This is a genomic window from Paenibacillus thiaminolyticus, from assembly GCF_003591545.1.
GTDB classification, from domain to species: domain Bacteria; phylum Bacillota; class Bacilli; order Paenibacillales; family Paenibacillaceae; genus Paenibacillus_B; species Paenibacillus_B thiaminolyticus_A.
Window position 1 is genome coordinate 237,876 of the sequence record NZ_QYZD01000001.1, and the last position, 13,011, is coordinate 250,886.

The 13,011-nt window shown below is 52.4% G+C and carries 20 protein-coding genes; 19 read left to right on the top strand and 1 reads right to left on the bottom strand.

Annotated elements, in window-relative coordinates; all coding sequences use genetic code 11:
• Window positions 1–41 precede the first annotated feature (41 nt).
• The gene (locus DQX05_RS30475) at window positions 42–293 is read right to left on the bottom strand and encodes a hypothetical protein (protein ID WP_182914603.1); all 252 of its coding nucleotides are present in this window, start codon (window positions 291–293) and stop codon (window positions 42–44) included.
• A gap of 89 nt (window positions 294–382) precedes the next feature.
• On the opposite strand from DQX05_RS30475, the gene DQX05_RS01125 reads away from it, so the two are divergent.
• From DQX05_RS01125 to DQX05_RS01215, 19 genes are all read left to right on the top strand, one after another.
• Window positions 383–673 (top strand): hypothetical protein, encoded by a 291-nt coding sequence (locus tag DQX05_RS01125; protein WP_119790139.1) that lies wholly within the window; start codon window positions 383–385, stop codon window positions 671–673.
• Between the two features lie 331 nt (window positions 674–1,004).
• Window positions 1,005–1,247 (top strand): helix-turn-helix domain-containing protein, encoded by a 243-nt coding sequence (locus DQX05_RS01135; protein WP_119790143.1) that lies wholly within the window; start codon window positions 1,005–1,007, stop codon window positions 1,245–1,247.
• A 13-nt stretch (window positions 1,248–1,260) separates the two neighbouring features.
• Window positions 1,261–1,533, top strand: a complete 273-nt coding sequence (locus DQX05_RS01140; RefSeq protein WP_119790145.1) for a hypothetical protein — start codon at window positions 1,261–1,263, stop codon at window positions 1,531–1,533.
• Window positions 1,530–1,787 (top strand): hypothetical protein, encoded by a 258-nt coding sequence (locus DQX05_RS01145; protein WP_119790147.1) that lies wholly within the window; start codon window positions 1,530–1,532, stop codon window positions 1,785–1,787. Before DQX05_RS01140 ends, DQX05_RS01145 begins: the two co-directional genes overlap by 4 nt.
• Before the next feature lie 365 nt (window positions 1,788–2,152).
• Window positions 2,153–2,353 (top strand): hypothetical protein, encoded by a 201-nt coding sequence (locus tag DQX05_RS01150; RefSeq protein ID WP_119790148.1) that lies wholly within the window; start codon window positions 2,153–2,155, stop codon window positions 2,351–2,353.
• The gene (locus DQX05_RS01155) at window positions 2,350–4,341 is read left to right on the top strand and encodes an AAA family ATPase (protein ID WP_119790150.1); all 1,992 of its coding nucleotides are present in this window, start codon (window positions 2,350–2,352) and stop codon (window positions 4,339–4,341) included. Before DQX05_RS01150 ends, DQX05_RS01155 begins: the two co-directional genes overlap by 4 nt.
• Window positions 4,342–5,460: a hypothetical protein gene (locus DQX05_RS01160; RefSeq protein WP_259391718.1), complete on the top strand. Its 1,119-nt coding sequence runs from the start codon at window positions 4,342–4,344 to the stop codon at window positions 5,458–5,460.
• Complete coding sequence (locus DQX05_RS01165; protein WP_119790151.1) at window positions 5,460–6,167, top strand: MBL fold metallo-hydrolase; 708 nt, start codon at window positions 5,460–5,462, stop codon at window positions 6,165–6,167. The genes DQX05_RS01160 and DQX05_RS01165 overlap by 1 nt, the downstream gene beginning before the upstream one ends.
• A gap of 200 nt (window positions 6,168–6,367) precedes the next feature.
• Window positions 6,368–6,562, top strand: coding sequence for a hypothetical protein (locus DQX05_RS01175; protein ID WP_119790155.1), 195 nt, complete (start codon window positions 6,368–6,370; stop codon window positions 6,560–6,562).
• Between the two features lie 28 nt (window positions 6,563–6,590).
• Window positions 6,591–7,631 (top strand): replication protein, encoded by a 1,041-nt coding sequence (locus DQX05_RS01180; RefSeq protein ID WP_119790157.1) that lies wholly within the window; start codon window positions 6,591–6,593, stop codon window positions 7,629–7,631.
• Window positions 7,609–7,950 carry a hypothetical protein gene (locus tag DQX05_RS01185; protein ID WP_119790159.1) on the top strand — a complete coding sequence of 114 codons (342 nt, stop codon included), beginning with the start codon at window positions 7,609–7,611 and terminating at the stop codon, window positions 7,948–7,950. The genes DQX05_RS01180 and DQX05_RS01185 overlap by 23 nt, the downstream gene beginning before the upstream one ends.
• Entirely contained in the window at window positions 7,947–9,377 is a 1,431-nt protein-coding gene (gene dnaB, locus DQX05_RS01190; RefSeq protein WP_119790161.1) for a replicative DNA helicase, read from the top strand. The genes DQX05_RS01185 and dnaB overlap by 4 nt, the downstream gene beginning before the upstream one ends.
• Window positions 9,378–9,390: 13 nt before the next feature.
• Window positions 9,391–9,549 (top strand): DUF6906 family protein, encoded by a 159-nt coding sequence (locus DQX05_RS30480; protein WP_182914571.1) that lies wholly within the window; start codon window positions 9,391–9,393, stop codon window positions 9,547–9,549.
• Entirely contained in the window at window positions 9,546–9,734 is a 189-nt protein-coding gene (locus DQX05_RS30195; RefSeq protein ID WP_147385142.1) for a hypothetical protein, read from the top strand. Before DQX05_RS30480 ends, DQX05_RS30195 begins: the two co-directional genes overlap by 4 nt.
• Window positions 9,731–10,264, top strand: coding sequence for a crossover junction endodeoxyribonuclease RuvC (locus DQX05_RS01195; RefSeq protein ID WP_119790162.1), 534 nt, complete (start codon window positions 9,731–9,733; stop codon window positions 10,262–10,264). The genes DQX05_RS30195 and DQX05_RS01195 overlap by 4 nt, the downstream gene beginning before the upstream one ends.
• Window positions 10,197–11,240: a hypothetical protein gene (locus DQX05_RS30485; protein ID WP_182914572.1), complete on the top strand. Its 1,044-nt coding sequence runs from the start codon at window positions 10,197–10,199 to the stop codon at window positions 11,238–11,240. The genes DQX05_RS01195 and DQX05_RS30485 overlap by 68 nt, the downstream gene beginning before the upstream one ends.
• 85 nt (window positions 11,241–11,325) lie before the next feature.
• Window positions 11,326–11,853, top strand: a complete 528-nt coding sequence (locus tag DQX05_RS01205; RefSeq protein ID WP_119790738.1) for a DNA N-6-adenine-methyltransferase — start codon at window positions 11,326–11,328, stop codon at window positions 11,851–11,853.
• A gap of 11 nt (window positions 11,854–11,864) precedes the next feature.
• The gene (locus DQX05_RS01210; RefSeq protein WP_119790164.1) at window positions 11,865–12,203 is read left to right on the top strand and encodes a hypothetical protein; all 339 of its coding nucleotides are present in this window, start codon (window positions 11,865–11,867) and stop codon (window positions 12,201–12,203) included.
• Complete coding sequence (locus DQX05_RS01215; RefSeq protein WP_119790166.1) at window positions 12,200–13,003, top strand: DNA adenine methylase; 804 nt, start codon at window positions 12,200–12,202, stop codon at window positions 13,001–13,003. Before DQX05_RS01210 ends, DQX05_RS01215 begins: the two co-directional genes overlap by 4 nt.
• Window positions 13,004–13,011: the final 8 nt, after the last annotated feature.

Below are 13,011 nucleotides of genomic sequence, written 5' to 3' on the forward strand. Positions count from 1 at the left end.
ACGTTTACTTCAGGTTCGAAAACGTCGCATCGAAAAAAGAGTTACTGATCCGGAAGAACGCCAGCGGCTTTTAACTGCTTTAGAAGCTCATTGTTGTTCTCTTCAATCATTTTTGCAACAGCGCGAATGATTGCTTCTTCTCTCGCTACCACAAGGGATGCCTGGAGAAGCTTCGGGTTATTAATTAATTCTTTGTCTTCAAAGACTTCAACTGTTAATTCACCGGATGTAGCAGCATGTTCTGCCACTCCACGATTAATAAGACTTTCAACATCGAGACCAATTTTATTCATTTATTTACACCTCCATTCCTGCGATGTGATCTGGACAATCTCATTTTAGCAGATTTTAGGAGGGAAGTTCATAGAAAGGAGACGCGCCCGTGAGCTTACCAGTTCAAGAATTGGAGAGCATGAAGGAGACGCTGACAAAAGCACTCCAAATTGTCGACTCGTTAAAACATCAACCACAAGAAGTAACCGTACCAAACAAGTTCCAAGAAGATGAAGTATTGACCATTCCTAAGCTCAGAAGACGTTTGGGCATTAGTAAAGAAAATATGTCCGACATCCTTTCAGAACCCGGCTGCCCTGTATTCACGCTAGGGGGGCCACGGCAGCGGAGAGTCATTTGGAGTGAATTTGTTGAATGGAGCAAACAAAGAGGTGCCTAATGAGATTCGGCTGGAACCGCACATCTTCCCGGGCAGCATGCATAACAATGGCGGTTGCCCGTGTAACGGTGCAGGGAATGGAGATTGATGAGGCGTTGGCTCTGACATTGCAGAAAGGTCATGCAAGGAACCCAGATTCTATATCGCAAAAGGAATTACGGTCATTACGCCGGGATGTAGCCGCTGCGCTCAAGAGGATAGAAGAAACCCGCCGGAGCGGTACCTGCGCCAGCGGGAGGGGATGAGTGGGGTGGGTGACTTTCCATACTTTTATATTACACCGGATCACCCCACTATTTCTGTTCGAATTTAGAACGGGAGGTGAGAGGCTGTGAAATTTGGTGTAATCATAAAGGCGCTGCGGACACGAAAGGGCTGGAGCCAAGAAGAATTGGCCGAAAAGGTTCACATGTCCCGCAGCGCGATATCAAAGCTGGAGAACGACCAGCAGACGCTTGATGTCCCAACGCTTATGCGAATGGTTCAAGCTACGAATGCCCCCGAAGTTGCCGTGTCTATACTCTACGGCATGGATGGCATTACGATTTTGCAAAATCTAATGACAGCATTTTAAGGAGGGTAACAATTTGGATAGAAAAATTCTTGCGGCGGAAGCGATGGCTGCCGGTCGAACTGCGAAGCACAATCTGAAAGTCATTCAGGAAAACCCGGAGAAGATTGCCCCGGGAAAGCTTGAGGATGCGGAGCAGTACCTAAACATGATGATTACGTTTGCAGAAGAGGAAATAGAAAACGCCCGGCGGGCAGGCCGGACGTCATCACTGAGAACTCGATTAAAGTATCTCGTTTCGTCCATTGTATCGCCTTCTCGCGATAAGCGCAAGGAGGGAACGGTATGACGGAAGAGGACATCAAGCAATTTGCTGCTGCATTGGCAGTGCGATATCAACAAGTGCGCGACGAATATATCCAGTCTTCAAGGAAATTTGCTCTCATCACGGCCTCAGAAATATCACAAAAAGAATTTCAGGAAACTCGCGCATTAGTTGAGCAGAGTTATGCAAAATGGACTCTTTTTAATGATGTGCTCAGTGATTTACCGCTCGAGATCATGCAGGCATTTCAGAGGGAATATGAGGAGTACAAAACATAATAGCAAGGCAGAGCTTCGGCTTTGTCTTTCGGCGCCGGTCAGTCGTCTCATTCCTCTGACTGGCGTCGAAAGATGCGGCTGACGCATCAATACATAGGAAAGGTGGGATATAGATGGCGACCCCATGGAAACAGGAGCTGATGTGGGTTAAGCGGGATGAACGAGGCGTGGTTGTGAGGTTGAGCGAAAACCCGCCGCAGTCGGGAGAAATCATCCCATTGCTACCGAGAAAATGCACTTGTAAATGTCAATGCTCGAAAAAAGAAAAATGACCCGTTCGCACCGGGTCATTCCTGTTCATTGAAAATTCAATTGATACGGCCATTCTACCACGGATGGCCGTTCAAACACAAGGAGGAGTAACGATGGGAGTTGCAATGTCGTTTGACGTTACTAAGGAGCGGATTGAGGTCGCTATCCGCCCGAAGCTCAGATATACGCCGACGATTCTATCCATCCGGGGCCAGACGGGCACGGTCGAGCTGCATGCCGATGAGGAGCAGCTGGCGGAAATCATGATCGCTATTAATGAGCACCTTCAAACCGCGAAGGAGGAAATCGCATGAATAAGATTATAATGGAACGCCTGACGGTCCGGAATTTCAAGGGATTTCGCAATTTCGAGTTAGTAACGAACGGCGGAAACGTCGATGTGTACGGCGATAACGGAATCGGAAAGACGTCGATTTTTGATGCTTTCATGTGGGGGTTATTCGGGAAGGACAGTACCAACCGCACTGACTTCGAAATTAAGGAGTTGGATGGAGCGGGAAACGTCCTGCAGCACGGCCTTGACCATGAGGTCGAATTGGTTCTTAGTCTTGACGGCCGACGAAAGACGTTCCGCCGCGTATACGCCGAGAAATGGACGAAAAAGCGCGGCGCTGCCAGAGCGGAATTCACCGGACACACGACCTCGTACTTTGTGGATGGTGTGCCGGTGAAGCAAGGCGAGTACGCTGCAGCAGTGGATGCGGTGATCAAGGAGGACGTGTTCAAGCTTCTGACCAATCCGGCATTTTTCAACGAGCAACTGAAATGGGAGCAACGCCGCCGAATACTTCTCGAAGTCTGCGGAGACATCACAGATGCGGAAGTCATTCACAGCAACAAGGAGCTGGAACGGCTGCCCGACATCCTGAACGGCCGTAGCATCGAGGATCACCGCAAAGTGGTTGCGGCCCGGCGATCCGACATCAACAAGGAGCTGGAGAAGATACCGGTTCGCATCGATGAGGCACGCCGGAGCGCCCCGGACATTGCGGAGCTGGACGAGGAGCTGCTGCAGGAGGACATCCAAACCCTTCGCAGCCGCATTTCGGCGAAAGAAGAAGAATTGTCCCGGATACAATCCGGCGGTGAAATCGCGGTTAAGGAGAAGCGGCTGCGGGAGATTGAGACCGATTTGATTGGGATCAAAAATGACCTGCAGCAGGAGACGCTGAATCTGATAGCGAGCAAGCGGGCGGGAGTAGATGCTCTCCACCGGGAAGTAGACGAGCTACGCCGGCGCATTGATGACGCAGAACAACGCATTGAAATGAATAAGCGCAAGGCGCAAAGCCGTGAGGTAGAAGCGAAGCGCTTGCGTGAAGAATGGGCAACGGTAAACAGTCAACCGATGCCGGATCATCACCATGACGAGAACTGCCCAACGTGTGGGCAGGCTCTCCCCGATGAACAGCTTCAGGCAGCACATGACAAGGTACTATCCGATTTCAATCGTCGGAAAGCGAAGCAAATGGAAGAGATCTCTGTCCAAGGCAAAGAGGCAATGGCGGAAGCCGAACGTCTCCGACAGGAAGCCGAACGCTTTACCTTCGTTCTTGATGAGAATCAGCGAGCACTGGCGGGGAAACAGGAAGCACTCTCCGCTGCTGAAGCTGAACTGGCCACTCTCCGCTCTGACATGCAGGACCCGACTGCCGATCCAAGACATCAGCATCTGCAGACGGAGGCCCTTAGTGTACGGCAAGAAATTGAACAACTTCGTTCGTGCACTCTTGCTGCAGCGGGAGCAGTCCAGCATCAGATAGCCGGGCTCCGTGCGGAGCTCGAATCACTCGAGGCAGAGAAGGCCAAAATTGGTCAAGCCAGAGCAATCGAACAGCGTATTATCGAGCTGGAGAAGCAAGAAAAAGCGCTTGCGTCCGAGTTCGAGCAGCTTGAACAAGAACTATTTCTCACGGAGGAGTTCATCCGAACTAAGGTCAGCATGCTTGAATCGAAAATCAATTCTAAGTTCCGTTATGCTCGGTTCAAGTTGTTCGACCAGCAGGTCAACGGTGGCCTGAAAGAGGTTTGCGTGACCACCTTCAAAGGTGTGCCTTATGACGGCGGTCTTAACAACGCCGCCCGGATCAACGTTGGGTTGGACATCATTAATACCTTATCCGAGCATTACGGCTTCTCGGCGCCGATATACGTCGACAATGCCGAAGCCGTCACGAAGCTAATCGATACGAACGCCCAGGTAATACGGTTGGTGGTATCTGAGGCGGACAAGCAGCTCCGGGTAGTGACTGAAAACAACAGCATGCAGGAGGCGATCTGATTGAGTACACCATTTTCAACAGCTCTAACCAAGGTAAATGACATCTTCCTGCCCATGATCGAATCTCAACTCACTGGGCATGGAATCAACATGGATCAGTATTCCAAGCAATGCGTCATGTCAGCCATTTCATCTATTAATACCGCATTGGATGCCAAGGGGATCGATTGGAACGATCCCCAACTGGACAAGAGCAACGTTACGCAAACGTTGCTCTCGGTCGCATCCCTGAAGCTCAACGCTGCGGCAAGCCCGCGTGAAGTATTTTTCCAAGTCCGCAATGTCAAGACGAAAGTCCCTGACGGAAAGGACATTTGGAAGAAGCAGATCGAGATGGGGATCGAAGGGGATGGGAACGACGCCATCCTTGCCCGTTACGGTCGGGATGTGGCGAAGGTCGGCCAGTTCTGGCTTGTGCGGGAAGGAGATGACTTTACTTACCCTCAATACACTGGTTTCGATGTAGTCCCTCCAAAATGGATTCCTAAAGGAAAAGGGGACGTCGTTCGGGTAGTCTACCCGATTTTGAAGAAGGATGGAACCGTTGAATTCCACATTGCAGAACGTGAAGACGTGGCCAGAAATCTGATTGCCCACATGAACAATAACATGATGAATGAAACCTTCGGCATCTGTAAAGACCGTTTCAATGCAACTACGGAGCAGAAAAAGCAGATCGCCGTGAAGAAAGCGGAAGTTCTGAAGAAAGCGAAACAGCTTGGACTCGGGGCGCTGGACGATCCGGAGTTGCAGCAGTACATTAGCCCAGCTTGGACAGATTATCAGAGCCGAGAGTCCATGCTCGTCCGTAAAATGCGGAATAACATCGTAAAGAAGATACCGAAAGACTTTGGAAATGCTCTTGTTGAGATGGTATATACAGACACGTCGGATGAATCGTATGCAGCGGTACAGAATGAGATTGCGGAGCGAGCTAATAGTGAGTTTATCGATATAGAACCTGTTCCGCAGCAGCCGGAGAAGCCAACTCACTCGACGGAACAAGTGCCGGCAGATGAGCAACCAAAGGAAACACCTGACGCTATCCAGCCCCCGGGTCAAGGAGCTATCGACTTCGAGGATTTTGAAAAGACCCTTGAAGACGGGCCTGGTTTCTGATGATCGATATTCTACCTCTCGGCTCCAGCAGCGGGGGCAACGCCTACCGGATTACGGATGGGCATACGGCCCTCCTGCTGGAAGCCGGGCTCCGGTTCAAGGACATTCAGAGGGTGCTGGAATTCCGTATGTCGGATATTGCGGGCTGTCTGGTTACTCACGACCATGGCGACCACAGCAAGGCCGCCAAGGATGTGATGAAGGCCGGAATCAATATGTATACCGGGCAGGGCACGGCGGAAGCCTTGGGGCTTTCAGGGCACCGCCTGCGGCCTGTGGCAGCCCGCCAGTCATTTACTGTAGGAACATGGACTATTCTGCCCTTTGAGGTCGAACACGACGCTGCAGAGCCGTTGGGCTTCCTGCTGACTAATCGGGCAGGGGACAAGCTGCTGTTTGCCACGGATACCTATTACATCCGCTACAGGTTTAGGGGCCTCACTCATATCATGGTCGAATGTAATTACTCGATCGGGATACTGCGGGAGAATATCGCCGCCGGCCGCGTGCCAGCAGTCATGAAAAGTCGGCTGCTCAGGTCCCATTTCAGCCTTGAGAATGTGAAGGAGTTCCTGCGGGCGAATGACCTGCAGCGTGTGGAGGAAATCTGGCTGCTTCACTTGTCGGACAACAACAGCAACGAGGAACTGTTCAAGAGTGAGATCCAGGCGCTGACCGGGAAAGTTGTCCGGGTGGCCGGAAGGTAGGCGGGCGGGATGAACGAATTACAGCCACTTATGAAAAGCATGATTGGCAACCGGCTCTGGAGTTTGAAAGACTCAGATCCAGAAGCATTCAAGCGGGAGGTCCGGGCCTACTTCGAGCGGGGTTATCCTGGTTGGACGGTCGTCCGAGCGAAATATCCGCTCATATACCTCCGGGACGATAGGGGGAGAAGGCATTGAGCATGGTTCAGATGGACCTGTTTTCAGATTTTGAAGCACTGGCGCCGCGGCCGCCACTGAACGGCATGTACTACGAGCGCAGCACGGATCGATTTGTATCGTTTGTGCTTGGCCGGAGGCACTATGAGATTCCCGCCAAGCGGTGTCTTTTCGACAAAGCATGGCAAGAAAAAACGAAGCAGGAGCGCGCCATTTAATATGGCAAGCAGCAGGGGGTGAGAGTCGGTGGATTCCAGCGTAAATCCCCAACCAGACGACCCGCATATCCGAATTGCGCATGAAATACACCGAGAGATGATCCGCCGGAAGTTTAATCAGCGGCAGCATGACATTATCAATTTCATATTGACGCTGAGCTGGGGGTGCGGGAAGCCATCGGCGATCATTCCTCAATTGAAGGACTTTGGATTATGTGGAGTCGGGAGTAATCACATACGGAATGCCCTTGAAACGCTGGTCGAAAATAAAGTGATTTTTTGGGAGCGAAGTTTGAATGCTTTTCAAATTAACAAGCACTATGACCAGTGGACGATAGACGCAGTTGGAAGTTTTAACTCAGGGAGAATGAAAGAATTAATCAAGTTAAATATCGAGAAACGGTCTCCAAATTTGGCGAAAAAAGTTCCCGAAAAGGGAAACGACTTCCCAAATCGGGAAACGAAAAACGATTCCCAAAAAGGGAACTTGCTTCCCGAATCGGGAAATGACTTCCCAAAAGGGGAAACGACCATTTCCCAAATCGGGAAGTCCTCATTTCCCAAAAAGGGAAACGAAAAACGCGATTTTTCCCGTCATATCAAGGCTCACGGGGCCCCGAAAGCAATTATTAAAGCAATAATAAAAAAGAATAACTGCAGTAGTACTAAAGATACTGTAACTGATATAGGTACGGAGGCATCCAGCAGCAACAACCATGAATACACATTCGGATACATATACCGTGCCTACGAAAAAAATTTCACGGAGAACGGGAATGTCACTGAGTTCGAAGCCGAAGATCTTGGATACCTTTATGACGATTACGGTGGTGAATGGCTGGTAAAAGCGATGCGGGAAGCAGTACGACATAGAAAGCGAACGCTGGCTTATGTCAGGGGTATCCTTGAAGGCTACAAGACGCGAGGGGGTCCTGAGGTACAAGGGAAAGAAAATGCGGGCTCAACGCTTCCTGCCAAGAATTATCGAAGCAGGCAACAAGACCAGATTGACGAACTCGATAAGTTCATCGAGGAGGAGAGACGACGTGAAGATAGACGAAGCAGCTGAGCTGTTTAAAATCATCAAGCGCCATTATCCGAACTTTGACGGGAGTGTTCAGAACGTCAAAGAGAATTTCAGATACCTGAAGGATTTTCCCTTTGAAGTTGCTTTAGACAACGTGGACAAGCACATCATGACAGAGCGGTTCCCGCCGACGATTGCCGATATCCGCGGGCGGCTCGGAGAACAGATTGAGCGCAACCGCATGAAACAGGAGACGGACGAATATTTCGACAAGCTGGACGCATGGCGCCAGAATGCAGCCCCGCCGCCGCCGGGCAACCTTGAACGGGTTCGGGCTCTCGTGAAGGGGGAGGGCGCATGAGTCAAAAGAATCAACAGCAGCAACCAACGTTGGCTGACATCCTTGGAACGGAGCCCCCGCAGGATCTCGCGGCGGAGCAGGCGGTACTCGGTGCGGTGCTGATTGACTCGCAGCTGATGGACATGCTGCAAGAGAGGCTGACGCCATCCGCTTTCTACGCTACGAAACACCAGAATATATTTCGGCGTATGGTGGATCTGGCCGACGAAGGAAGCCCGATCGACATGTTGACGTTGACAAACAAACTCTCGGAGCATGACGAGGCTGCGGCGGTCGGCGGAGTCAGTTACCTGTCCCGGTTGGCCGGCAGCGTGCCGACCACTGCAAACACAGAGCACTATGCTGAAATTGTGCTTGAAAAGTACCTGCTCCGGCAGAGCATCGAGGCGAGCATGGTCCTTGTGGAGCAGGCAGTGACATCGGGGGACCCGACCAAGGTCATATCCGGCCTTCAGGAAACGGCGACCCGGCTTTCAGACCTGGCCGCGCCGAAGAAGGACTTTATCCGGTTAAGAGATGTGCTGATAGAGGTCTACGAGGATGCAGAACAACGGTATGAGACTCGGGACGAAGACCGCGGGATCACTGGGCTTCCTTCTGGCTTCGATGACCTGGACCGCATGACGGCGGGCTTTCAGCGCAGTGACCTCATCATCGTGGCGGCCCGGCCATCGGTCGGAAAGACCGCGTTCGCGCTCAATATCGCCCAAAACGTTGGTGTTCGGACGAAGGAAACGATCGCGATATTCAGCCTGGAGATGTCCAAAAAGCAGCTTGTTCAGCGTATGATGTGCGCGGAATCACGAGTAGATGCCAGCCGGATGCGAACCGGATACTTCGAGGACGGCGATTGGGAGAAGCTGACGAACGGGATAGCGCAGCTTGCTGAGGCGGACGTCTACATCGACGACACACCGGGGCTGAACGTGTATGAGATACGTGCCCGCTGTCGCCGTCTCAAAAAAGAGCGGGGCTTGGGGATGATCATTATTGATTACCTGCAGCTCATCGCTGGCCGCGGCCGGGGAGAGAACCGGCAGCAGGAGGTATCCGAGATATCACGGATGCTGAAGCAACTGGCCCGCGAGCTGGACGTCCCTGTAATTGCCCTCTCGCAGCTGAGCCGGGGCGTGGAGCAGCGGCAGGACAAACGTCCGATGATGTCCGACCTGCGGGAATCCGGTTCGATTGAGCAGGATGCCGACATTGTCGCCTTCTTGTACCGCGATGACTACTACGACAAAGAAACCGAGAAAAAGAACATCATCGAAATCATTATCGCCAAGCAGCGGAACGGCCCGGTCGGGACCGTCGAGCTGGTTTTCCTGAAACAATTCAATAAATTCGTAAGCTACGACCGGGAGCGGGATAAGCCTCAGCCTCCGGCAAAAGTGAGTGACATTAACAAGCGCCGCTGGGCGAAATGAGGTGGGATTGGACATGAAGAAGTTACGAAAACCGACAAGACGGCAGAAGATGGAGCTTCGCCGGCAAAAACTGCTCCCGGATAACTGGTTTGTGGAGCGGGATGACGGCCAGCAGATGGTGATTGTGAGCAGGGAAAAAGGACAGGTGCGGCGGCTCCGGTGGGGAGCATGAGCGGAAGACCTTGGAGCCGGTGGAGCGTGTATGAATACATGAAGCACCGATTCGAGCGGACATACGAGGTGCCCGCCCGGGGAGAACTCGAAACGGAATTCGCCGACATCAATCCGGACGAGCTCGACGAGGGAATTCGAGAGTTTGAGCTGAGGCTGATGGTCAGCAGGGAGGACTTATCATGAAAATCATGGGGATTGACCACGGGACCAATTATGCCGGATGGGCGACCATGGTGGCCGGACGGCCGCGAAATTTTGGGATTAGGGATTACACCGAAATCAAAATGCCGGCGGTACTCGATGCGATATATCAGGACACATACGAGCTTTTGAAACGGGAGCGCCCGGATGTTCTTGTTCTGGAGCGCCCAGTCCACTTCAAGAATGCCAATAGCGTCTTGGCACTTGTGGGGGCTTACTCCATGGTGACGCTCGGGGCACTACATCTGGGAATCAGAATTGCAGAGATTCGGCCAACGGAACTCAAGATGCATACGGGGAAGGGGAATGCGGACAAGGAAACCGTCGCGGTCGAAATGCAGATGCTTTTCGGCTTGGATTACGACGACATCGCCGTTCCTCTTTTCTACCAGAGAGACGACCCGAAAGGGAAGTACAAGAAGGGCGACATCAAGGAACGTTTATATGACCCGTCAGACGCCATTGCGCTCTGCTGGGCTTGTCATCAAAAAATCAAAAAAGGAGCTGCTTGACATGGGTTACATCGAGTCCGAGGGAACATTGATTGGAGCAAACATGAAGAAAGGCGGGAAGCTGGTTCTGCAAATCGAAGTTACGCAGGATCTAGAGAGCCGCGAAGATTACTACCACTTGCGGAAGATGATCGAGAAAAACGTCAGGTTCGCTCTGGAAAGTCAAGTTGTACAGTATAACGTCGAGGTCAATGCACGAACAGAGAAGCCAATCAAGCATTACCGGGTTGACGAAAAAGGGCTTGTTTCCGAGGTGAAGCCAGATGGTGAACAGGTAGAAATGGAACTGGAAGGAGTTCCGAAAGAGGAAGTACCAGTCAAACACGAAGCGAAGGAATCTGACAAGGACATCGTTGATGACTTCATCATTGCTCGCCTGGCGCCGTCATACGAGGATTTGCCTTACGACTTCCCCACATATATTCAGCGCATTCGGAGCGGGGAAACGTACCTCAAAATTGCGAATGAGCTGGAAATGAGCAGCGGGAAAGTTGCTGAAATCTTTGACGAGTACCGGGCGCGGGTTGCGCCGCTGGCTGCCAAGTGGGACGAGTGGAGAAAAGGCAAAGTGCAGGACGAGCCTGAACCAGTAGCGGAGAAGGCTGCGCAAGAAGATGCTCAGCCAGCGGATACCGGAGGTGCTGAAGAGGATGGAGCGCCGGCCGGAACGGTTGAGTTTGAAGACGATGGCCAAGGCTCCGACCAAGAACCTGCTGCGGAGGAAGCAGACCAGGGCGCGGCTGCCGAAGAAGTGGACAAGGAAGAGCTTGAGAAGTTCATTCTGGAACACCGCCCGGCATATGATGACCTTCCAATCGACTTCCCGAGGTTACTGGAAGAACGTCTCAATACAAATACAACCTGGCGAGAAATTGCAAGCAAGGTCGGCCTGACAAGCGGACAATTCTCGGCACGGTGGACCGCGTACAAGAAGCGTGTCGCGAAGCAAATGAAAGAGAACGGCGGCGCCGCGTAAGCAAATAGGGGAGAGGTTGACGGCTGCAGCAGCACTTTGCGGCCGTCAAACCGAACATACATTCTTGAAAAAGGTGGGGGCACTCTTGAATGAAGCGTTAACGAGCAGCAAACGAGACGATTGGGGAACTCCTGAATGGCTATATGACCAACTTCATGAGGCGTTTGGCTTCACGATCGACGTATGTGCGAATGCCGAGAACCACAAGCATCCGAACTATTTTGACACGGAAAAGAACGGCCTTACCCAAGATTGGACAGGCGTCTGCTGGATGAATCCGCCATACGGTAGAGCTGTGAGCCGTTGGATGCGCAAAGCCGTCGAGGAAGCCCATAAAGGTGTGACGGTGGTCGGCTTGGTTGCAGCTCGCACTGATACGATTTGGTTCCAAGATAATGCACTTCTTGGCCGGATCTATTACCTGAAGGGGCGGTTGAAGTTCGAAGGAGCCGCGGACGGAGCTCCCTTCCCGTCGGCGATTGTGGTCTGGTATCCCGGCTGCAGTTTGCGGGGCTCTTACTACGTTCCAGCAACACCTGCGGGGATATCACAGATATGCATGGATCACAGATACACCGCCCAGTCGATGGGTGGATATATTGCACAAGCATAGGGGGGCCGGCCGTGGACGCCAAAGAGATGAAGACGGCGATAGAGAAAGTATTCAAGTCGTATCGATTCCACAGTTTCCTGAACAGGATCGATGTGGCAGAGATTCCCGAAGAAGCACGCTTGTGCAAAGCCATTGATGAGGTTGTCTCCAACCTCGACCCGGACGAGCAGTTGCTCATTCGGGAGCGATACATGAAGCGAGAAAGGATCACAGACACGCAGGTATATTCATTCGCTTTCGAACCGTCGATCAGCGCGGTCACATACATGAAGATTCGAAGCCGGGCCTTTGAGAAGCTGCTATACGCATTTTCAAATATGGGCCTCCTGGCCGGGGAGGGGAGAGCTTGAGCGTCCCAAGAATTTTACACTATCCCGGCAGCAAGTGGAGCATGGCCGAATGGATCATTTCCCATATGCCAGAGCACGAGACATACTTGGAGCCGTTCTTTGGCTCAGGTGCCGTTCTGTTCACGAAGGGGCGCAGCCGGATCGAGACCGTCAACGACATCGATGGGGACATCGTGAATCTGTTCCGGGTGATCCGGGAGCGTCCGGACGAGCTGGCTCATGTCATCCGCTGGACGCCGCACAGCCGGGAGGAATATTACCTGAGCTATGAAGATACGGCAGATGAGCTCGAGCGGGCACGGCGGCTGCTCGTCCGGCTATGGCAAGGGCGCGGCGGAAAGACTAATCGCCGCACCGGATGGCGCAGCATGGTCGAGGCAAATGGACCGCTTCCGGGGCAAGAGTGGCTCCAATTTCCGGGAAGAGTAAGGGCGGTCTCCGAACGGCTAAAAGGAGTCCAGATCGAGAATCAGCCAGCGTTGGAACTGATGGAGCGTTACAGACGCCCGAATGTTCTGATATATGCAGATCCGCGGTATGTTCTCACAACGCGGACGTCCTCCAGCTATAGATTCGAAATGACGGAGGAAGAGCACGCAGAATTACTGGACGCGCTGGATCAGCATCCGGGTCCGGTGTTGCTGTCCGGATACGCTCATCCAATGTACGATGACCGGCTACGGCATTGGAGGCGAGAAACCAAGAAAGCCAAGGCTGAGGCAGGCGCAGCCAGGGAAGAAGTCCTTTGGATCAATCCAGTAGCTGCATCACAAGTTGGCCAGCTAGTTTTGAATATATAAATCAGGGC